This is a genomic window from Sphingobium trunci (genome assembly GCF_022664535.1).
GTDB lineage: Bacteria > Pseudomonadota > Alphaproteobacteria > Sphingomonadales > Sphingomonadaceae > Sphingobium.
In genome coordinates this window covers 142,058-162,018 of record NZ_JAKUJY010000002.1, presented here as the reverse complement: position 1 = coordinate 162,018, position 19,961 = coordinate 142,058, and the positions used below count along the sequence as shown (strand labels likewise).

Here is a 19,961-nt window from a genome sequence, read left to right as displayed (position 1 = left end):
ATTCCGACAGTCGGCCCTGCCCGCCATTCCCCTGGCGGGCAGGGTGAGGCATCAGAACTGGTATTTCACCCGGCCGCCGATGACGCGCGAGACGCCAAGGCCGCCGAAGTTCACCGCGGTGCCCGGCGCCGCATAGACCGTATAGTTGTAATAATGCTCGTTGGTCACATTGTCGCCATAGACCGCCAGCTTCCAGGGGCCCTTGGTCCAGGTCGCCGACAGGTTCAGCAGGCCCAGTGACCGGATGGTCGACGATCCCTGCTCGTCACCGGGAGCCAGGGGATCGTTGGTGACGGAGAAGAAGCTGCTGCGCCACGCATAGTTGGCGAACAGATCAACATTGCCGCCCGCCAGATCGAAGCTCTTTTCCAGCGTGACGCTCCAGGTCCAGCGGGGGATCTGGATCATCTGCGAACCCTTGGACGGGCCGCTGGTCAGCTTGGCGTCGGTCAGGCCGGCATTGGCCGAAAGCGTGAAGTCCGCAGGCAGGCGGAAGGAGCTTTCCAGTTCGAAACCCTTGATATGCGCATCCGCGTTCAGCGTCGTGCGGATGATCGTTGCGGGGTCGATCGCCGAATATTGGTAATTGCTATAGTCCTGATAGAAGAAGGCGCCGTTCAGCATGACCTGCCGGTCTAGGAACTGGCTCTTGAAGCCCGCCTCGTAATTCTTGATCTCCTCCGGCAGGAAGCCGGCGATGGTGCGGTAGAATGCCGATGTCGGCGATCCCGTGCGGCGGTCGACGCCCATGCCGCCCGAACGATAGCCCGTGGCATGGCTGATGTAGAACATCAGATTGTCGATCGGCGAATAGTCGATCGTCGCCAGATAGTTCACCTTCTGCTTTTTCAGTTCCAGCGAGGCGGTGGGGTTCAGCAGCGCCTTGGCCTCCGTGCCGGGACCGTCGGTGCCGAGCGTCGAGGCATGGAGCAGCCCGGTCTTCTTGTCGTCCGTGTAACGCAGGCCCAGCGTCAGGTTCAGATTGTCGGTCAGATGACCCGTGGCCTGGAAATAGGCGGACTTGGAATCGGTCGTCGCTTCCAGCAGGCGCGAGGTGCGCTGGACACCCGAATAGAGGAAGGTGTTCTGCCGTTCGTGGATGGTTTCGTTGAAGTAGAATAGGCCTGCCGCGATATCCAGCCGGTTGTCGAGCAGCGACCCGTTGAACTGCAGTTCAGCCGAATAGTCCTTGTTGTCCGGCTTGTCCTGGAACGTATAGCCAAGGCCGGGGGGCAGGGAGTTCGCTTCCTCGATGGAATAGGCGCGATGCCCCAGAAGCAGCTTGATATTGCCGATGGCGATATCATGCTCGATGCGCACGCCATAGGATTGATTGACGGCCAGCGCCCGCTCGCCATTGGTGCGGGGGTCGACGGGCGTGACGCCCGGCGCGCTGGCGCCGGTCTTGGGCACCAGCGGCACATCGTCATAGCGCGGATTGTTGGGCTGGGTCAGTAGGTCCATGGTCGAATGGGCGAGTTCGCGCGTTTTTTCGCCCGACAGATAGACACGGGTGCCTTCCGCCGGCTCGATCAGTATCTTGCCGCGCAGCACATATTCCTTCTTCCGTCCCAGGCCGCTGCCGTCGGAAAAGGTCTGATAATCGCCGCGTTCGTTATTCTGGTAGACCAGCCTGACAGCGACCTGGTCGCCGACCGGGATGTTGATGGCGCCGCCGAAGCGCCTGGTGTCCAGTTCGCCCAGATCGGCCTGCACATAACCCGACAATTTGCCCAGTTCCGGATCGACCGTGGTGATCAGCATCGCGCCGCCGGTGGTATTGCGCCCGAACAGCGTGCCCTGCGGACCCTTCAGCGTCTGTACGTTGGCAAGATCGGTCGTCAGGCCGATGGTGCCGAAGGTGTGGGCCTGGATCAGGCCATCGACATAGACGCCGACCGACGCATCGACGGGCAGGGTGTTGGAATTCTGGACGTTGCCGCGGATCGTCACGACGAAGGCGACCGGGTTGCCGGCGGCCGGGCTGATCTTCACATTGGGGTTGCTCGCGGCAAGGCCATCGAGCGTGGTGACATTCTGCTTGGCCAGGCGGTCGGCCGAAAATGCCGTTACGGAGACAGGGACGTCCTGCAGCCGTTCCTCGCGCTTGCGCGCCGTTACCACGATTTCCTGATCGGCCACCGAATCTCTGGTCTCGGCCGCATTACGGTCCTGTGCATAAGCTGGCAGGCAAAAAGCGCCAGACGTCAAAAGGGCACAACTAATGGACTTCCGAATCATCATTTTTCCTCCCCTGTAATGATTCTGAATCCAAGCTATATAACTAAATTAGCTATGTGAAGCCGTATTTGGTTCGATTATTTTCGGGCGTGCTGCATTGATGATCTTGCCGAGGCAAATCTCCTGCAAATTCATCTGTCTCATACGGATATGCGCGGCAGGAGATCTCATGCTTTTCAGAGGAATATTGGAGCCCAGTCTCTTGTTAAGCGCGGCGAGACCGGCGCGATACATCGCGGCAATCTTCCGGAATCGTCCATGTCCCGAAAGGGGAGGCGCTGAGGCGAAAGCCCCCCGACCGTGATCGGCTTATCCAACCTGCGGTAATGATGGGAGAGCGTGGCCGGACGGCCGCTCCGCTCTTCCACTGCAGCCGATGCGCGGCGTGTTCGGACGTGGATTTCGCCCGCAGGCGGTGCGGGATTTTCCCTGCGCGGGAATGCGGCACATGTCTGGAAAATTGGCTCCCCGAGTAGGATTCGAACCTACGGCCATTCGATTAACAGTCGAATGCTCTACCGCTGAGCTATCGGGGAGCAGCCCGGCCTTCGCCGGGCAGGCCGCGCATATGCAGCGGCTTGCCCGAAATGGCAAGCGGCAAATTGCGGATTTTTTACGCGATAAACTGTTCCGCCGCGATCCGGTCGTCCAGCGTATGTTCCGGGTCGAACAGCAGCGTCAGCGGCGTCGTCCGGTCGATCTTCACCTCCACCTGCGACACGTCGCGCACCTCGCGCTGGTCGGCCACGGCGCTGACCGGCCGCTTCACCGGATCGAGCACGCTGAACTGGATCACGGTGTTTTCGGGCAGGATCGCACCACGCCAGCGGCGGGGGCGGAAGGGGCTGATCGGCGTCAGCGCCACCAGCGCCGATCCCAGCGGCAATATCGGCCCGTGCGCCGACAGATTATAGGCCGTCGATCCCGCAGGCGTCGCCACCAGCACCCCGTCGCACACCAGTTCGGGCAGCACGGCGCGGTCGTTCACCTTCACCTCCAGCTTGGCGGTCTGGCGGGTTTCACGCAGCAGCGACACCTCATTGATCGCGGGAATGGAGAAGCGCTCGCCATCCACCGTATCGACGGTCATGCGCAGCGGATTGACCTTGAACGGCTTGGCCGCCTCGATCCGCTGCTCCAGCCGCTCCAGCCTCCATTCGTTCATCAGGAAGCCGACCGTGCCCAGATTCATCCCGAACACCGGCAGGATACGCCGCCCTTCCAGCATGGAGTGCAGCGTTTGCAGCATGAAGCCGTCGCCGCCCAGCGCGATGACCATGTCGGCCTGCTCGACCGGCACGAAATCATAGGCAGCGCGCAACCTGTCCTCCGCCGCCTTGGCTGCCGGGGTGGGGGAGGCGACCAGGGCGCGCCCGACGTCCTGCGTCATCCGCCGGTAACGCTCATATGCCGCCGCACGGCCGCTGCCGGAGCATCCGCGCCGATGCGGAAGTCATGCGCCGCCGGTTTCAGTCGCAATGCCCGGTCGATCAGGGGCTCCACCGCTTCGGGGCCGCCCTCGCGGAAGGCGGTCTTGAGATCGACATGATCCTCATGCCCCAGGCACATGAAGATCTTGCCCTCGCAGGTCATGCGCATCCGGTTGCAATCGGCGCAGAAATTGTTGGTGAGCGGCGTGATCAGCCCCAGCCGAACGCCCAGGCCCTCGACGGCATGATAGCGCGACGGTCCCCCGGTCCGGTAGCCGGTCGGCGTCAGCGGATGATGCCGCCCGATCCCGTCTGCCACGTCCGTCAAGGGCAGATAATGATCGGTCCGGTCCTCGCCGGTTTCCCCCAGCGGCATCGTCTCGATCAGGGTCAGGTCGAAACCCTGGGCGTCGCACCAGTGCAGCATCGGCAGGATCTCGTCCTCATTGATGCCCTTCAGCGCCACCATGTTGATCTTGACCGCCAGCCCGGCCTCCCGCGCGGCATCCAGCCCGTCGAGCACCGCGCGGATGTCGCCGCCCCGCGTCACATGGGCGAACCGTTCGGGGTCGCGGCTGTCCAGGCTGACATTGATCCGCCTGACGCCCGCCTCGGCCAGCGCCTGCGCATGCTGCACCAGCCGCGTACCGTTGGTGGTGAGCGTCACCTCGTCCAGCCCGCTGCCCAGATGCCGCCCGATCCGCCGGACCAGATCGGTGATGTCCCGCCGCACCAGCGGCTCCCCGCCGGTCAGCCGGATTTTCCGCACGCCGCGCGCAATGAAGAGATCTGCGATCAGCGCGATCTCCTCCAGCGTCAGCACCTGGTCCTTGGGCAGGAAGGTCATCCGCTCCGCCATGCAATAGCGGCAGCGCAGGTCGCAGCGGTCCGTCACCGAAATCCGCAAATAGCTGATCCGGCGGCCGAAGGCATCGGTCAGCGCCGTGCGTGCGGGATCGACCATCTCCATCATCCCTAGCTAGGCGATGGACCAGTCCTCTGCAAGCGGTCCCGGTTGCGCCAATGTGAACGGCCCGGTAACCGATAGACATTAATGGCCGTCCCAAGGAGTATCATGTGTGAGCGGTGAAACCGCACTGGACGGACAGCGCAGCCTTTTCATCCTGTCACCGGGCGACCGCGACAGCCTGTCGCAGCAGGTGCGGCAGGCGGGCTGGCGCGCGATGGCCGCCCGCCGCGCCACCGATGCCGCGCAGCGTTTCCTGCACAGCGACGCCCAGATCGCGCTGGTCGACATGCGCGGCGTCCGCGAGGGCGACCGGAAATTGGTCACCTCGCTGCTGCCCGCCGTGGATGCGGGGGGCGGAGCGCTGGTCGTCCTTGTCGCCACGCAGGAGATGGACAGCGTGCCCGGCCTGATGGAGGCGGGCGCGACTCATTTCCTTGCCGCGCCCTTCTCGCAGGAGCAGTTGCGCGCGACCCTCGCCTCGGCCCAGCGTCTGGTCGACCGGCTGGTCGGCGGCGTCACGCACAGCCGCCGCGCCCAGCGCATCCGCCGCGGCGACGCCCTGTTCTGGGAAAGGGAGGGGCAGGACATCCGCCTCAGCGACAGCCTCGCCCGCCATCTCGGCGTGGACGGTCGGCATATCAGCCCCGCCGGGTTCCTGCGCCGCCTGCCGCGTTCCGAACGCCGTCCGGTGATCGCGGCCCTGCGGGGCATGATGCGCACGGGCCGGGCGGAGGCCTTCGCCCATGCCGCTCCCGGCCGCCCAGGCGACCGGCTGGTCCACCATCTGCGCCTGATCGACGGCACGGTCGCGGCGGATGTGGAATGGCTTTCCGACACGCATGGCCTTGACGCGACGGGACGCGACGACCTGACCGGCCTGCGTTCGCGCCAGGCCGCGTTCGACTGGCTGGAGCAGCGCAACGGGCTGGCGACCACGGTACTGCTCCTCTCCATCAGCCAGTTCGACCGCATGAACGCCGCCTATGGCCAGGTGGTCGGCGACGCGCTGCTCGGCCGCATCGCCCGCCGCATCGAGCGGATGACCTTCGACGCGGCGGCAGGTTCCATGGTCGCGCGCATCGCGGGCACCGAATTTCTGATCGGGCTCACCGGCGACGCTGCCGCCGCCGACCGTGCGACCTTCCTTGCCCGCCAGTTGATCGGCGCCGTCGGCCGCCCCTTCAGCGCGGGGGATCACCTGATCCGCCTGACCGCCCGCTGCGGCATCGCGCAGTCGCGGTCCGACGACGATGCCACCCGCCTCATCCGCCGCGCGGGCACGGCCCTGGCCGACGCCAGGGCAGGGGGCGGCGAAGGCATCCGCATCTTCTCCTCCGAAAGACGCAGCCGCCAGGTCGATGCCGACCAGCTCGAAACCGACCTGCGCCTTGCCCTCGATCGCGGCGAGATCGGCATCGTCTTCCAGCCGCAATATCCCGTCGAGGGCGAACGGATGACCGGCGTGGAGGCGCTCGCCCGCTGGAATCATCCGCAATATGGCCCACTGGGCGCGGGCATGCTGTTCGCCACGGCGGAGCGGTCGGACTATATGCTGCCCCTGTCGGCGCATATCCAGGCCGAGGCGCTGCGGCAGGCGGCCGCCTGGCCCCGTGCGCTGTCGCATCTGCGCCTGTCGATCAACGTCACGGCCGACGATATCGCCCAGCCCGGCTTCATGCCGCAATTCCTCAATCTGGTGGACATGAGCGGCTTTCCCCGCGCCCGCCTGACGGTGGAAATCACCGAAAGCGGCCTGATCGAGGATGTCGCCAATGCCACGGCGCTGCTGACGGCCCTGCGCGCCGAGGGGCTGGCGGTTGCGGTGGACGATTTCGGCACCGGCTATTCCAGCCTGGCCTATCTGAAAAGCCTGCCGCTCGACTATCTCAAGATCGACAGCGGCCTGGCGCAGGATATCGCGGGCACCGCGCGCGACCGCATCATCGTGCGCGGGGTGATCCACATGGCGAAATCGCTTGGCCTCAGCGTCATCGCGGAAGGGGTGGAGACCGAACAGCAGCTCGATCTCCTCGCCCGCGAAGGCTGCGACTATTATCAGGGCTTCCTGCGATCGGCGGGCGTGTCCTCGGCCGAACTGGTGGCCCTGGCGCTAAAGGTTTAGCGCCACGCGCCCGATGAGCTGCCCACCCGCGTGGCGCCGGTCCGGCCGGTCGATGCTGCTGTCGGCATAGCGCAGACCCGCAGCCCAGCGGCCCTTGAGATAATCGACCCCGACGCCATAGTCCCAATAGGCCCCGTCCGGCCGCAACCGTGTGGTTTTCACCGGATCGCGCGCATGTCCGGAGGAATGACCGGCCCGCGCCGACACGGTGAAGGGTGTTCCCGGCAAGGCGACCGCCGCCGATGCCGCCGCGTAGAGATTGTCGCCCCCTACGGAATCCTGGCGGGGCGCATAGCTGCCGGACAGGTCGATGCTGGCCGGGCCGATGAGAAAGCCCGCGCCCGCGCCGATCTCGCCATAGGCCTGCCCGGAAGCGCCCGGAAACAGATGATAGCGTGCCTGCGCCGACAGCCGCCATCCGCCCCACTGCCGCACATAGCTCGGCCCAAGGTCAATGACCGCGTCCGCCCCGGCATGGCGCGTGCTGCCCCACAGCGAAACCGCCGTGCCGTCAAGGCTCAACCCGTCCGCCACGGCCACGGAAACCGACCCGCCGATGACAGGATTGCCGTTGCTCCAGCTCAGGCCGCGCCGCCGCTCGTCGCTGGCGATCTCGATCGAGGCTGAAATCCCGTCCGTATATTGCGCCAGGGCCGGGGAGGCGCCGGCGGCGGCCATCGCACCCGCCAGCGCCCATGGCAGTTCAGTTCGACGCAAGGCTGCGAACGGCGTCGAGTTCCGCCAGCAGCGGCGCGCGATCCCTTTGCGCCACCTCGATCAGATGCTCGCGAATCCTGCCTTCATGCTGCGCCATATTGCGCTCGCCCGACCGGCGGCCCGGCGTGCAGGCGCCATGCTCGCTGCCTGAAAACTGCTTGTCGCTGGACACGGTGCGGGTCAGCGCCGGACCATGGCTCAACGCCCGGTCGACGATGATGGTCGCCGTCCACTGGCACCGCTGCATGTCCATCCGGTTCGGCGCCTTCGCGCCCACGGTCCTGGTGTGAATCTCCGTCCGGGCGCTGTAGGTCGCCTGCACCGGCGCCCCGCCATGATCGATCTGGACGGTGTGCGTGGCGGCGGCCGCCGCCATCGCGATAAGGGTCAAACTCATGCACATTCTCCTGCTCGACGCCGGACTTTGCCTCCCGGTCGTCGAAGCGGGATTTAGGTTGCGACTGTTGCTGGCTCTTTTCCGCGTGATAACAAAGGCGTTCTACCCGGCCGCCTTCGCCAGCCCCTTCGACAGTTGCAAAGCCCCATTCAGCCGCGCCGCCGGATCGGCCCATGCCCGGTTCACCACGACTTTACTGTCTGGCCTCAGCCGCGCCACCCCGTTCAGCCGCTGGATATAGGCGACCAGCGCCTCCGGCCGGGGGAAGCGATCCTCGAAGAAGCTGACCAGCGCGCCCTTCGGCCCGACGTCGATCTTCGCGATATTGGCGGCAACGCAATTCTGCTTGATCTCGATGATCTTGAAGAGATTCTGCGTCGGCGCGGGCAGCTTTCCGAAACGGTCGATCAGTTCCGCCGCAAAGGCTTCCAGCCCCTGCCGGTCCTCCACCTCGTTCAGGCGCCGGTACAGCCCCATGCGAAGGTCAAGGTCGGGCACATAGTCCTCCGGAATGAGGATCGGCGCATCCACGGTGATCTGCGGCGAGAAGCTGTCCCGCTTCTCGATTCCCGCGCCGCCAGCCTTGGCCTCCAGGATCGCATCCTCCAGCATGGACTGGTAGAGTTCGAACCCGACCTCCTTGATATGGCCCGACTGCTCGTCGCCGACCAGATTGCCCGCGCCGCGGATATCGAGGTCGTGCGACGCCAGTTGGAACCCGGCCCCCAGCGTGTCCAGGTCGGACAGCACCTTCAGCCGTTTTTCCGCCGTCTCGGTGATCACGCGGTTGGCGGGCGTGGTGAAATAGGCATAGGCCCGCGTCTTCGACCGGCCCACCCGCCCGCGAAGCTGGTAAAGCTGCGCCAGCCCGAAACGGTCCGCCCGGTGGATGATGAGCGTGTTGGCCGACGGAATGTCCAGCCCGCTCTCCACGATGGTGGTCGACAGCAGCACATCGTAACGCTTGTCGTAGAAGGCCGACATGCGCTCCTCCACCTCGGTCGCGCTCATCTGCCCATGCGCCACCACCGGCCGGACTTCGGGCACTTCGGTGCGCAGGAACTCCTCCACTTCGGTGAGGTCGGCAACGTGCGGCACCACGAAGAAACTCTGCCCGCCGCGATAATGTTCGCGCAGCAGCGCCTCGCGGATCACCACCCCGTCCCAGGGCATGATATAGGTCCGCACCGCCAGGCGATCGACCGGCGGCGTCTGGATCACCGACAGTTCGCGCAGGCCGGACATCGCCATCTGCAAGGTGCGCGGGATCGGCGTCGCCGTCAGCGTCAGCACATGCACATCGGTCTTGAGCGACTTCAATCGCTCCTTGTGGGTCACGCCGAAACGCTGTTCCTCGTCGACGATGACGAGGCCCAGCCGCTTGAACTCGAGCCCCTTGGCCAGCAGCGCATGGGTGCCCACGACGATGTCTATCGTCCCGTCGGCCAGCCCGGCCTTGACGGCCTTGGCCTCCTTGTCCGGCACCAGCCGCGACAGCCGCCCGATATTCACCGGAAAGCCCCGGAAGCGCTCCTCGAAATTCATGTGATGCTGCCGGGCGAGCAGGGTGGTGGGGCAGATCACCACCACCTGCATCCCCGCCATCGCGGCCACGAAAGCCGCTCGCAAGGCCACCTCCGTCTTGCCGAAACCGACATCGCCGCACACCAGCCGGTCCATCGGCCGCCCGGCACCCAGATCCTCGACCACGTCCATGATCGCGCGGTCCTGATCCTCGGTCTCCTGATAGGGGAAGCGGTCCACGAACGCGGGATAGCCGGCACTGTCCGGCTCGGCCACGCCCGCCGCCCGCAGCGCGCGTTCCGCCGCGGTCTTGAGCAGTTCACCCGCAATCTCGCGGATACGCTCCTTCATCCGCGCCTTGCGCCGCTGCCACGCCTCGCCGCCCAGCTTGTCGAGGCTCACCCCCTCGCTGTCGGACCCGTAGCGGGAGAGAACCTCCAGATTCTCCACCGGGACATAGAGCTTGTCGCCGCCCGCATATTCCAGCGCCACGCAGTCATGCGCCGCCTTGGCTACGGGGATCTGCGTCAGCCCTTCATAGCGGCCGATGCCATGATCCATATGCACGACCAGATCGCCCGGTGAGAGCGTCGCCAGTTCGGCGAGGAAGGCGTCGGCGCTCTTCTTCCGCTTGGCCCGCCGCACCAGCCGGTCGCCCAGCATGTCCTGTTCGGTCAGCACCGCCACGTCGGGCGCGGTAAAGCCATGGTCGAGGGGCAGGACGGTCAGCACCGTGCTGCCGCCCGCGGCGACCCCCAAAGCCTCCTGCCAGCTGTCCGCCGCCGCGACCCGTTTCAGCCCATGGTCGGCCAAAAGGCCCGAAAGCCGCTCCCGCGCGCCGCCGGAATAGCTGGCGATGACGACCTTCTTCTTCGCCCGCTGGAGCGCGGCGACATGCTTGCCCACCGCCTCGTAGACATTGGCGTTCTGTGCCCGCTCCGGCGCGAAGTCGCGCGGGCCGTCCACCTCGAAATCGAGGACGGATGCGCTTTCCGGCTCATGGAAGGGCGTGGTGGCATGCATCGGCCATGCGCGCGTGATGGCGTCCCATTCGGCGGCATCCAGATACAGTGCCTTGGGCTCGAGCGGCCGATAGGCGCCCGGATCGGAGGATTTCGCCTGCACGCGATTGGCGTGATAGTCCCGGATCGCCTCGAACCGCGCCTCGGCCGCGCCCGCCACGCCATGATCCAGCACGACGATCGTGTCCTCGCCCAGATGCTCGGTCATCGGCACCAGCCGCTCCTCGAACAGCGGCAGCCAATGTTCCATCCCCGCCAGCCGCCGTCCGTCACTCACCGCCTGGTAGAGCGGATCGCCCGTCGCCGTCGCACCGAACGTCTCGCGATAGCGTCCCCGGAAACGCTTGATGGTCTCCTCGTCCAGCAAAGCCTCGGACGCGGGCAGCAGCGTGAAGCCTTCGACACTGCCGCTGGTCCGCTGGTCCGCCGGATCGAAGCGCCGCACCGTCTCGATCTCGTCGCCGAAGAAATCGAGCCGCAGCGGCTGCTCCTCGCCGCCGGGAAACAGGTCGACGATGCCGCCGCGAATGGCGAACTCGCCCCGGTCATGCACGGTATCGGTGCGCACATAGCCATTGGCCTGCAACATGTCGGCCAGCCGCGCAATCGCGATCCGCTCCTTGGGCGCCAGTTTCGCCACAAGCTGCCGCACGCGGAAGGGGGTGAGCGTCCGCTGCGTCAGCGCATTGAGCGTGGTGAGGACCAGTTGCGGTCCCCTGGGCTTGCCCTGCAACGCATAAAGCCCCGCCAGCCGTGCCGAGGCCGTCCGCAGCGAAGGACTGGCCCGGTCATAGGGCAGGCAGTCCCAGGCGGGAATCTCGACGATCTCGATCTCCGGCGCGAAATAATGCGCCGTGTCCGCCACCGCGCGCATGAGTTGCTCGTCGGGCGCCACGAACAGGGCGCGAGAGGGCGCCGCCCGCGCGATATCCGCCAGCAACCAGGGCTGAAACCCGGCCGGAACCCCCGAAAGGGTCATGGGCGAGGAGGCTTTCAGGATTTTCAGAAGATCGGTCATTTCGAAACTCGGTCCCCCTCCCGCAAGCGGGAGAGGTTGGGGGAGGGCAGGTCAGTCCGCAAAGGAGGAGCTTATTTCTTCCCGATCTCCACGAAATCCAGCCTGGCGAACCTGTCCCACATCGGTCCCTGCCATTCCTGCGGCACCGGCAGCGTCCCCATGGCCCAGGCCATGATGTCGGCATCCTGCTCATCCATGAAGCGCTCGAACCACCGGATTTCTTCCTCACCCCATTCGGCATGGTAGCGATCGAAGAAACCACCCACGGCGAGGTCCGCTTCCTTGATGCCACGATGCCAGGCCCGGAATTGCAGGCGGCGGATACGGGGATCTTCGTTCACAATTTGTTCCTTGCGCAGACATGCCAAGATCGCCGATCGGATGTTTGAGCCACCGTCCCGGCTGGAGTTTTTCGTTTGCCGCATTTTCCAAGCCGCCGGACATACCGTCCGGCTCGAAAATGCTCTAGACGCCGTCAGATAGCCATGCGACCCGATATCCTCAACCCACTCTTCACCGAAATCGAAGCGCTCAAGGGCGTCGGCCCCGCGCTCGCCAAGCCGCTGGAGCGGCTGGGGCTGGCCCGTGCCGTCGACGTCGCCTTTCACCTGCCGGTCACCTTCATCGACCGCCGCATGGTCGACGAACTCGCCTTGAGCGACTCAGGCCGCGTCATCGGCATCCAGCTCACCCCGATCGACTACCGCGCCTCCGGCAGCGCCCGCGCGCCCTTCCGCGTCATCGCGCAGGACAGGCATGGCAACACCGTCGCCCTGGTCTATTTCGGCCGCAACAGCGCCTGGCCCCGCAAGCTGCTGCCGCTCCATGAGCCCAAATTCATCTCCGGCAAGCTGGAGGCCTATGGCGACAATCTCCAGATCGTCCACCCGGACTATGTGCTCCCGCCGGAAGAAGCCGCCACCATCCCCTCGCGAGAGCCGGTCTACGGCCTGTCGGAAGGTCTCACCAACAACCGCATGCGCGACCTCGCCGCCCAGGCCCTGAGCCGCGCCCCGGATCTCCCCGAATGGATCGAACCCAGCCTGCTTGGCCAAAAAGGCTGGCCCGCATGGCGCGAGGCCCTGAGCCGCATCCATGCCGACCCCGGCGATGCCAAGGCCCGCGAGCGCCTCGCCTATGACGAAATCTTCGCGGGGCAGCTCGCGCTGATGCTGGTCCGCCAATCCTCCCGCAAGCGCCGGGGCGTCCCGATCGAGGGAGACGGCCGCCTGCGCGCCATGCTGAAACTGCCCTTCGCCCCCACGGGCGCCCAACGCCGCGCCTTCGGGGAAATCGAAGGCGACATGGCGCAGCCCATCCCCATGCTCCGCCTCCTCCAGGGCGATGTAGGCTCGGGCAAGACGCTGGTTGCCCTGATGGCGCTGCTCAACACGGTGGAGGCGGGCGCCCAGGGCGCGCTCCTCGCCCCCACCGAAATCCTCGCCCGCCAGCATTATGAGACGCTGCGCGCCATGGCATCCGGCCTGCCGGTCACCATCGCCATCCTCACCGGCCGCGAGAAGGGAAAGACCCGCGAATCCACCCTGATGGGCCTTGCGGACGGCAGCATCGACATCCTCGTCGGCACCCACGCCATCTTCCAGGAGGCGGTGCGCTACAGGAATCTCGCCCTCGCCGTGATCGACGAACAGCATCGCTTCGGCGTCGCCCAGCGCATGATGCTCGCCGCCAAGGCGGAGCGCACGCCGCACCTTCTGGTGATGACCGCCACCCCCATCCCGCGCACGCTGACGCTGACCTATTATGGTGAGATGGACGTCTCCCGCCTGGACGAGATGCCGCCGGGCCGCCAGCCGATCCAGACGGTGGTGATGTCCGCCAGCCGCCTCGACGAAGTGGTCGAGGCGCTCGCCCGCCATGTCGAAGGCGGCGGCCAGGCCTATTGGGTCTGCCCGCTGGTCGAGGAAAGCGAAACCAGCGATCAGGCCGCCGCCGAAGCCCGCGCCGAAATGTTGAAGATGCGCTTCGGCGAGTTGGTGGGCCTCGTCCACGGCCGCATGAAGGGTCCGGACAAGGATGCCGCGATGGAGGCTTTCGCGTCGGCCCGCACGAAAATCCTCGTCGCCACCACGGTCATCGAAGTGGGCGTCGACGTCCCCAACAGCAACCTCATCATCATCGAAGGCGCCGAACGCTTCGGCCTCGCGCAACTCCACCAGCTCCGGGGCCGGGTGGGCCGGGGCCAGAACCACTCGGTCTGCATCCTGCTGCGCGGTAGCGCCCTCTCCGAAACCTCCCGCGCCCGGCTCGCGCTGATGCGGGAAACCAATGACGGCTTCCGCATCGCGGAGGAGGATCTTCGCCTGCGCGGTGCGGGTGAAATCCTGGGCACCCGCCAGTCGGGCGAAGCCCAGCTCAAGCTCGCCACCCCCGAACATCTCTCCGCCCTGCTCGATTCCGCCCGCGACGACGCCCACCTGCTGATCGACCGCGACGGAGGCCTGACCGAAGCGAGGGGCGAGGCGGCCAGAACCTGCCTCTACCTGTTCGAACGCGACGCGGCGGTGGGCCTGTTGCGCAGCGGCTGAAGCCGGGATGCTCGCGCGATAGACAGGCGGCCTCGATCCCGCGACGAATCGCTGCGCCCGCGAAACCATCGCTGGCGCGGGCCGTTGCCAATCCATGCAATCGGACATCAGCCTGCACCACATCACGCCGATGGCGGCGATCTCCATCCTCCTGTCGGTAGCGGTCGCCTTCCTCCTCCACTGGCTCGCTTACTGGGCGGCCATCCGCATCGCCCGCCGGATGCGCGTGGAGCCGGTCATCCTGCCCGCCCTCTATCAGCCGACCCGCTGGATCATCGTCCTGATGACCCTGGCCGCGGGCATCCAGCCCCTGACCTTCGCCCCCAATGTGGAGGCGATCTGGTCGATCGGCTCGAAGATGCTGTTCATCCTGCTGAACGGCTGGCTGATCTTCGCCGCGATGCGCGCCGGCCGCGTCCTGCTCGAACGGCGCAGCGACATCACCGTCGAGGACAATCTGAAGGCCCGGCGCCAGCATACCCGCATCCGCATCCTCTACCGCGTGGCGCAGTGCATCATCGGCTTCCTCATCCTCTCGCTGATGCTGATGATGATCCCCGGCGTCCGCACCGTCGGCGTCACGCTGATGGCTTCGGCGGGTCTTGCCGGGCTCGCGGTCGGCGCCGCCGCCCAGCCCGCGCTCAAGAACCTCATCGCGGGCATCCAGATGGCCTTTTCCGAACCCGTCCGGCTGGACGACGTCGTCGTCATAGAGGGCGAATGGGGCCGCATAGAGGATATCAAGCTGACCTATGTGGTCGTCCGCATCTGGGACGACCGCCGCCTGATCGTGCCTGTCTCCACCTTCCTCGAAAAGCCGTTCCAGAACTGGACGACCAGAACGTCCGACCTGCTCGGCACCGTATTCCTCTATGTCGACCCCGCGACGGAGATCGAGCCGATCCGCGCCAAATTCATCGAAACGGTCAAGTCCAACAGCCGCTGGGACGGCCGGGTGGCGATCCTGCAGGTGACCGACCACCGGGCGGACGCGCTGGAACTGCGTGGCCTCCTCAGCGCCCGGAACGCCGGCATCGCCTTCGACCTGCGCTGCGAGGTGCGCGAAGCGATGCTGGATTATCTGCGCACGCACATGCCGCAGGCGCTGGTCCGCTCACGCCATCTTGTCGAAATGGAGGAGGGGCCTACCAGGCCGTCTGTCGTGGCGGGATGAGCGAAAGCATCGCGTCATAGGTGCGCGGTTCGATCGTCCCGACAAATTCCATGCCGATCCGGCCATCCTCGACCCAGCGCACTTCGGCGGCGCAATCTGTCACCACCGGCAGCCAGACGGTGACGCGCTGCCCGATTTCGAGCAGCGCGTCGGTCCGGCACATCAGTCCCAGCGCGGAGATGTTGATGATCCGTGCGCCATGGGTGCGGCCCAGCGCGGTGATATGGCTCACCATGTCCACCAGATCGCGTTGCGCCCGTCGCTGGTCGACCGAAGGATCGCGCGACAGGTTGAGATGACCGAGGTTTGCGAACACCGAAGGCATGCCGCTAACCTAGTTAAGTAAGATAGCCTCTTTCTTACCGGATATGGTTAGCGCGCCGTTGACGCCAGATATATCAGATGGTTACGATGCCGTGCTTCTTCGCGCCGAAGCTGACCTTGTCGCCCGCCTTCAGCGCCAGCGCGGGATCGCTGACCACCTCGCCATTCACCCTTATGGCGCCCTCCGCCAGCTTGCGCCGCACTTCCTTGTTGGACGCGGCAAAGCCCAGCGCCGCCGTGCCCTGGACGATGTTCAGCCCTTCCGCGCCAAGCGACACGGTCGGCAGATTGGCGTCCGAAGCGCCTTCCTCGAAGGTCCTGCGCGCCGTTTCCGCCGCCAGGGCGGCCGCCTCGGCGCCCCGGCACAGGGCCGTCGCCTCATTGGCCAGGATCTTCTTCGCGTCGTTGATCTCCGCCCCCTGCAGGGCGGCCAGCCGCTCCACCTCTTCCATCGGCAGGTCGGTGAACAGCCGCAGCCGGTTGGCGACGTCGGCGTCGGCGGTGTTTCGCCAGAACTGCCAGTAATCATAGTTCGAAAGCTGATCCTCGTTCAGCCACACCGCGCCGCCCACGGTCTTGCCCATCTTGCTGCCGTCCGCATTGGTCAGCAGCGGCGTGGTGAGGCCGAAGACCTGGGTTCCGTCCACGCGCCGGGCCAGCTCGACGCCGTTGACGATATTGCCCCACTGGTCCGACCCGCCCATCTGGAGCCGGCAGGCCGAACGCCGCGACAGTTCCAGAAAATCATAGGCCTGAAGGATCATGTAATTGAATTCGAGGAAAGAGAGCGACTGCTCCCGGTCCAGCCGCAGCTTCACCGAATCGAAGCTCAGCATCCGGTTGACCGAGAAATGCTGGCCGATGTCGCGCAGGAACGGGATATATTCCAGCTTGTCGAGCCAGTCGGCATTGTCGACCATGATCGCGTCGGTCGGCCCGTCGCCGAAGGTCAGGAAACGGGCGAATACCCGCTTGATGCTGGCGACGTTCTCCGCGATCAGGTCGGTCGTCAGCAGCTTGCGCGCCTCGTCCTTGAAGCTCGGATCGCCGATCTTGCCGGTGCCGCCGCCCATCAGCACGATCGGCTTGTGCCCGGCCTTCTGCAACTGGCGCAGCATCATGATCGACACCAGATGCCCGACATGCAGCGAGGGCGCCGTCGGGTCGAAGCCGATATAGCCGGGCACGATCTGCCTGGCGGCGAGGGCGTCCAGCCCCTCCGCGTCGGTCAGTTGATGGATGTAACCGCGCGCTTCCAGCAGGCGGAGCAGATCGGATGTGTAGCTGGTCATGACGCCGCGCGCTGTAGCATCGGCTCATCGCGCGGAAAACCCTCCGTGGAAGCGAAAAACTCACCTCCATTCGGCCTGAGCTTGTCGAAGGCCTCCACTTCTCTAAAGAGGAGGCTCGCAATGGAGGAAATGCGGTGTCGTCGAAAATGCTGGCAATCGGCCTCATGTCGGGCACGTCGCGCGACGGCATCGACGCCGCGCTGATCGAAACCGACGGGGAAGGGGCCAGCCGGGGAATCGCCTTCCACGCCAGGCCCTATCATGACGGCTTCCGGCTGCGCCTCGCCGAAGCCTGCCAGCGCGCCATGACGATGGAGAGGCCGGGTTTCGAACCGCTGATCCAGGCGGTCGAGCAGGAACTCACCGAACTCCATGTCGAGGCGGTCGCGGATCTGCTGGGCCGCAGCGGCCATATCGCGCAGGACATCGCGGTCATCGGCTTCCACGGCCACACCGTCGCGCATCGTCCCGAATGGCGCTGGACCTGGCAGATCGGCGACGGCGCGTCCCTTGCGGGCGCCTTCGGCATTCCGGTGGTCGCCGACCTGCGCAGCGCCGACGTCGCCGCGGGCGGGCAGGGCGCCCCGCTGCTGCCCGTCTATCATCGCGCGCTGGCGCACGGCCTGCCCAAGCCTGTCGCCATCCTCAATCTGGGCGGCGTCGCCAACATCACCGCCATCGCCTCCAGCGGAGAGATCACCGCCTTCGACACCGGCATGGCGAGCGGCCTGATCGACAACTGGATGCAGACGCACAGCGACCGCGGCTTCGACGAAAACGGCTCGTGCGCGGCGAAGGGCAAGGTCGACGAAGCCCGGCTCGCGGCCATGCTTTCGGACCCCTGGTTCGCCGTGGCGCCGCCGAAGAGCATCGATCGCGAAGCCTTCACCATCGACGCGGTACGCGGGCTGACATTGGAGGATGGCGCGGCGACCCTGACGGCCTTTTCAGCCGCCGCCGTGGCTCGCGGCCTCGACCATCTGCCCGAACGCCCCGCGCATATCCATGTCGCGGGCGGCGGGCGTCACAATGCGACGCTGATGCGGATGCTGGCGGAACGGACCGGCGCACAGGTCCGCCCGGTGGATGAACTGGGCTGGGACGGCGATGCGCTCGAAGCGCAGGGCTTTGCCTATATGGCCGTCCGTCACCTGAAAAAGCTGCCGATCAGCTTCCCCGGCACCACCGGCGCGCCGGAACCCATGACCGGCGGCGTCCTGTTCGATCCATCCTGAGCCTCCGCCCCACGGACGCAAGTCGCGCGCTCTGGTTTTTGTTTTCGCATCGTTTCAAGCGCAAAACCCGGGCAAGGAGTCACATGCCTCCGGCTCGCCCACTTTTGCGCACGATGCTCTAAGCCCTTCAGGAGGGACGGCGCATCGGATCAGGCGTTTACGGTCTAACCCCTATGCCCAGAGCGGGTGCCCGCCCGAAACGGATATCATGCTTCTCGCGTCATCCGACGCGGGGAGAAACTTCATCATGCACCCTTATCTGCGCCGCTTCGCCCTGGCAGGCCTGGCATCCTGCCTGGTCCTGTCGACCCCGTCCCTGGCCGCCCCCACCCTGAAGGACAAGCCCAAGGGGGATCACCCCGAACGCCGCTGCAAGCCTGAAAAGCAGCTATGCGGCAAGGATGGCAGCTTCGACGGCAACGGGCCGACATGGGACAGCCCGGTCTGGGGCGACAATCCCGATGGCGACCATCCGGAGCGAAATTGCCCCGCCGAACAGACATGGTGCCTGACGGACGAGTGACGGTCGGATTTTCCTGTCCTACAGCCGTCCGGTTCCGTTAGGGTCAGGACGGCTCTTTGACCCTGTCGGAAAATTCACGGAAAGGGCGCCGTCCGGCGCCTTCATCGTGTCACCTATGTCACCCAGATCCTACCGCTTGCGGGTCAGTTCCCGCATCGCCGCATCGATCCCCTCGATGGTCAGCGGGTACATGCGATCGTTCATGATCTCGCGGATGATCGCGGTCGACTGGCTGTAGCCCCAATGCGCCTCCTGCGACGGGTTCAGCCACACGGCGGCGGGATAGGTATGGGTGACGCGGCCCAGCCACACGGCGCCCGCCTCCTCGTTCATATGCTCTACCGATCCGCCGGGATGGCTGATCTCATAGGGGCTCATCGCCGCGTCGCCGACGAAGATCACCTTATAGTCATGGCCATATTTGTGCAGGACGTCCCAGGTCGGCGTCCGCTCCGAAAAGCGGCGGCGATTATCCTTCCAAACGCCCTCGTACAGGCAGTTGTGAAAGTAGAAGAATTCCATATTCTTGAATTCGCTGGTCGCCGCGGAAAACATCTCTTCGCACAGCTTGATGAAGGGGTCCATCGATCCGCCGACGTCCAGGAACAGCAGCAGCTTGACCGCATTGTGCCGTTCCGGCCGCATCCGGATATCCAGCCAGCCCTGCCGCGCTGTGCCCCGGATGGTCTCGTCCAGGTCCAGTTCGTCGGCCGCGCCTTCCCGCGCGAAGCGCCGCAACCGCCGCAGCGCCACCTTGATGTTGCGGGTGCCCAGTTCCTTCGTGTTGTCGAGATTGGCGAATTCCCGCTTTTCCCAGACCTTTATGGCGCGCTTGTGGCGGCTTTCGCCACCGATTCGCACGCCTTCGGGATTATAGCCGCCATGGCCGAAGGGGGATGTGCCGCCAGTGCCGATCCATTTGTTGCCGCCCTGATGCCGCTCCTTCTGCTCCTCCAGCCGCTTCTTCAGCGTCTCCATGATCTCGTCCCAGCTACCCAGCGACTTGATCTTCTCCATCTCCTCGGGGCTCAGGAATTTCTCCGCCACCAGCCGCAGCCATTCTTCCGGAATCTCCGCCTCGACCCCGTCCGTGCCCAGCACGCCCTTGAAAACGCGGGCGAACACCTGGTCGAAGCGGTCCAGCAGCCCCTCGTCCTTCACATAGGTCGCACGGGCGAGATAATAGAAGTCCTCGGGCCGCTGACCGATCACGTCGCGGTCCAGCGCTTCGAGCAGCAGCAGATGCTCCTTGATACTGGCGGGGATGCCGGCAGAGCGGAGCGCATCGAGAAAATTGAGCATCATAGTGCGACCCTTCTCTTCCAGCATCGCGAATGATGCAAGCTCTGGCCGTTGTCGGAATGTTAAGTGTTGCAATGCAAGGTTAACAAGGCAGTATCCATATCGGGCGGAACGGGCGGGG

The 19,961-nt window shown here is 65.5% G+C and carries 15 protein-coding genes and 1 tRNA gene; 5 read left to right on the top strand and 11 right to left on the bottom strand.

The window, feature by feature from the left end:
• Window positions 1–51: 51 nt before the first annotated feature.
• The 4 genes from MJ601_RS02850 to moaA form a co-directional block, all read right to left on the bottom strand.
• Complete coding sequence (locus MJ601_RS02850) at window positions 52–2,142, bottom strand: TonB-dependent receptor (RefSeq protein ID WP_242123059.1); 2,091 nt, start codon at window positions 2,140–2,142, stop codon at window positions 52–54.
• 560 nt (window positions 2,143–2,702) lie between these two features.
• A tRNA-Asn gene (locus MJ601_RS02845) sits at window positions 2,703–2,777 on the bottom strand.
• 77 nt (window positions 2,778–2,854) lie between these two features.
• On the bottom strand, window positions 2,855–3,631 hold the full coding sequence (locus tag MJ601_RS02840) for an NAD kinase (RefSeq protein WP_242123058.1): 777 nt from the start codon (window positions 3,629–3,631) through the stop codon (window positions 2,855–2,857).
• On the bottom strand, window positions 3,628–4,641 hold the full coding sequence (moaA, locus tag MJ601_RS02835; RefSeq protein WP_242123057.1) for a GTP 3',8-cyclase MoaA: 1,014 nt from the start codon (window positions 4,639–4,641) through the stop codon (window positions 3,628–3,630). The genes MJ601_RS02840 and moaA overlap by 4 nt, the downstream gene beginning before the upstream one ends.
• 109 nt (window positions 4,642–4,750) lie before the next feature.
• Between moaA and MJ601_RS02830 the strand changes: the two genes are divergently transcribed.
• Entirely contained in the window at window positions 4,751–6,763 is a 2,013-nt protein-coding gene (locus tag MJ601_RS02830; protein ID WP_242123056.1) for a putative bifunctional diguanylate cyclase/phosphodiesterase, read from the top strand.
• Here MJ601_RS02830 and MJ601_RS02825 read toward each other — a convergent pair.
• From MJ601_RS02825 to MJ601_RS02810, 4 genes are all read right to left on the bottom strand, one after another.
• On the bottom strand, window positions 6,752–7,441 hold the full coding sequence (locus tag MJ601_RS02825; RefSeq protein WP_242123055.1) for a TorF family putative porin: 690 nt from the start codon (window positions 7,439–7,441) through the stop codon (window positions 6,752–6,754). The two genes, MJ601_RS02830 and MJ601_RS02825, sit on opposite strands and share 12 nt — an antisense overlap.
• Window positions 7,442–7,466: 25 nt before the next feature.
• Entirely contained in the window at window positions 7,467–7,877 is a 411-nt protein-coding gene (locus tag MJ601_RS02820; RefSeq protein WP_242123054.1) for a hypothetical protein, read from the bottom strand.
• Between the two features lie 102 nt (window positions 7,878–7,979).
• Window positions 7,980–11,441, bottom strand: coding sequence for a transcription-repair coupling factor (mfd, locus tag MJ601_RS02815; protein WP_242123053.1), 3,462 nt, complete (start codon window positions 11,439–11,441; stop codon window positions 7,980–7,982).
• A 71-nt stretch (window positions 11,442–11,512) separates the two neighbouring features.
• Complete coding sequence (locus MJ601_RS02810) at window positions 11,513–11,782, bottom strand: FAD assembly factor SdhE (RefSeq protein WP_242123052.1); 270 nt, start codon at window positions 11,780–11,782, stop codon at window positions 11,513–11,515.
• A gap of 144 nt (window positions 11,783–11,926) precedes the next feature.
• Between MJ601_RS02810 and recG the strand changes: the two genes are divergently transcribed.
• Together recG and MJ601_RS02800 are read left to right on the top strand one after the other, a co-directional pair.
• Window positions 11,927–13,990 carry an ATP-dependent DNA helicase RecG gene (gene recG, locus MJ601_RS02805; protein WP_242123051.1) on the top strand — a complete coding sequence of 688 codons (2,064 nt, stop codon included), beginning with the start codon at window positions 11,927–11,929 and terminating at the stop codon, window positions 13,988–13,990.
• A 94-nt stretch (window positions 13,991–14,084) separates the two neighbouring features.
• A complete protein-coding gene (locus tag MJ601_RS02800) occupies window positions 14,085–15,164 on the top strand; it encodes a mechanosensitive ion channel family protein (protein ID WP_242123050.1) in 1,080 nt (359 codons plus the stop codon).
• On the opposite strand, the gene MJ601_RS02795 is transcribed toward MJ601_RS02800, so the two are convergent.
• Together MJ601_RS02795 and tyrS are read right to left on the bottom strand one after the other, a co-directional pair.
• Window positions 15,136–15,489 (bottom strand): PilZ domain-containing protein, encoded by a 354-nt coding sequence (locus MJ601_RS02795; protein ID WP_242123049.1) that lies wholly within the window; start codon window positions 15,487–15,489, stop codon window positions 15,136–15,138. The genes MJ601_RS02800 and MJ601_RS02795 overlap by 29 nt on opposite strands.
• Window positions 15,490–15,562: 73 nt before the next feature.
• A complete protein-coding gene (tyrS, locus tag MJ601_RS02790; RefSeq protein ID WP_242123048.1) occupies window positions 15,563–16,780 on the bottom strand; it encodes a tyrosine--tRNA ligase in 1,218 nt (405 codons plus the stop codon).
• Between the two features lie 146 nt (window positions 16,781–16,926).
• Between tyrS and MJ601_RS02785 the strand changes: the two genes are divergently transcribed.
• The gene (locus MJ601_RS02785) at window positions 16,927–18,015 is read left to right on the top strand and encodes an anhydro-N-acetylmuramic acid kinase (protein ID WP_242123309.1); all 1,089 of its coding nucleotides are present in this window, start codon (window positions 16,927–16,929) and stop codon (window positions 18,013–18,015) included.
• A 247-nt stretch (window positions 18,016–18,262) separates the two neighbouring features.
• Window positions 18,263–18,538, top strand: coding sequence for a hypothetical protein (locus MJ601_RS02780; protein WP_242123047.1), 276 nt, complete (start codon window positions 18,263–18,265; stop codon window positions 18,536–18,538).
• Window positions 18,539–18,667: 129 nt separating this feature from the next.
• On the opposite strand, the gene MJ601_RS02775 is transcribed toward MJ601_RS02780, so the two are convergent.
• A complete protein-coding gene (locus MJ601_RS02775) occupies window positions 18,668–19,843 on the bottom strand; it encodes a vWA domain-containing protein (RefSeq protein WP_242123046.1) in 1,176 nt (391 codons plus the stop codon).
• Window positions 19,844–19,961: the final 118 nt, after the last annotated feature.

What these genes read in the sequence shown, in the direction of transcription:
- MJ601_RS02840 (WP_242123058.1), bottom strand. Translation starts at nt 3,631, where the DNA reads ATGACGCAGGACGTCGGGCGCGCCCTGGTCGCCTCCCCCACCCCGGCA.
- moaA (WP_242123057.1), bottom strand. Translation starts at nt 4,641, where the DNA reads ATGGAGATGGTCGATCCCGCACGCACGGCGCTGACCGATGCCTTCGGC.
- MJ601_RS02825 (WP_242123055.1), bottom strand. Translation starts at nt 7,441, where the DNA reads ATGGCCGCCGCCGGCGCCTCCCCGGCCCTGGCGCAATATACGGACGGG.
- MJ601_RS02820 (WP_242123054.1), bottom strand. Translation starts at nt 7,877, where the DNA reads ATGAGTTTGACCCTTATCGCGATGGCGGCGGCCGCCGCCACGCACACC.
- mfd (WP_242123053.1), bottom strand. Translation starts at nt 11,441, where the DNA reads ATGACCGATCTTCTGAAAATCCTGAAAGCCTCCTCGCCCATGACCCTT.
- recG (WP_242123051.1), top strand. Translation starts at nt 11,927, where the DNA reads ATGCGACCCGATATCCTCAACCCACTCTTCACCGAAATCGAAGCGCTC.
- MJ601_RS02800 (WP_242123050.1), top strand. Translation starts at nt 14,085, where the DNA reads ATGCAATCGGACATCAGCCTGCACCACATCACGCCGATGGCGGCGATC.
- MJ601_RS02795 (WP_242123049.1), bottom strand. Translation starts at nt 15,489, where the DNA reads ATGCCTTCGGTGTTCGCAAACCTCGGTCATCTCAACCTGTCGCGCGAT.
- tyrS (WP_242123048.1), bottom strand. Translation starts at nt 16,780, where the DNA reads ATGACCAGCTACACATCCGATCTGCTCCGCCTGCTGGAAGCGCGCGGT.
- MJ601_RS02785 (WP_242123309.1), top strand. Translation starts at nt 16,927, where the DNA reads ATGCTGGCAATCGGCCTCATGTCGGGCACGTCGCGCGACGGCATCGAC.
- MJ601_RS02780 (WP_242123047.1), top strand. Translation starts at nt 18,263, where the DNA reads ATGCACCCTTATCTGCGCCGCTTCGCCCTGGCAGGCCTGGCATCCTGC.
- MJ601_RS02775 (WP_242123046.1), bottom strand. Translation starts at nt 19,843, where the DNA reads ATGATGCTCAATTTTCTCGATGCGCTCCGCTCTGCCGGCATCCCCGCC.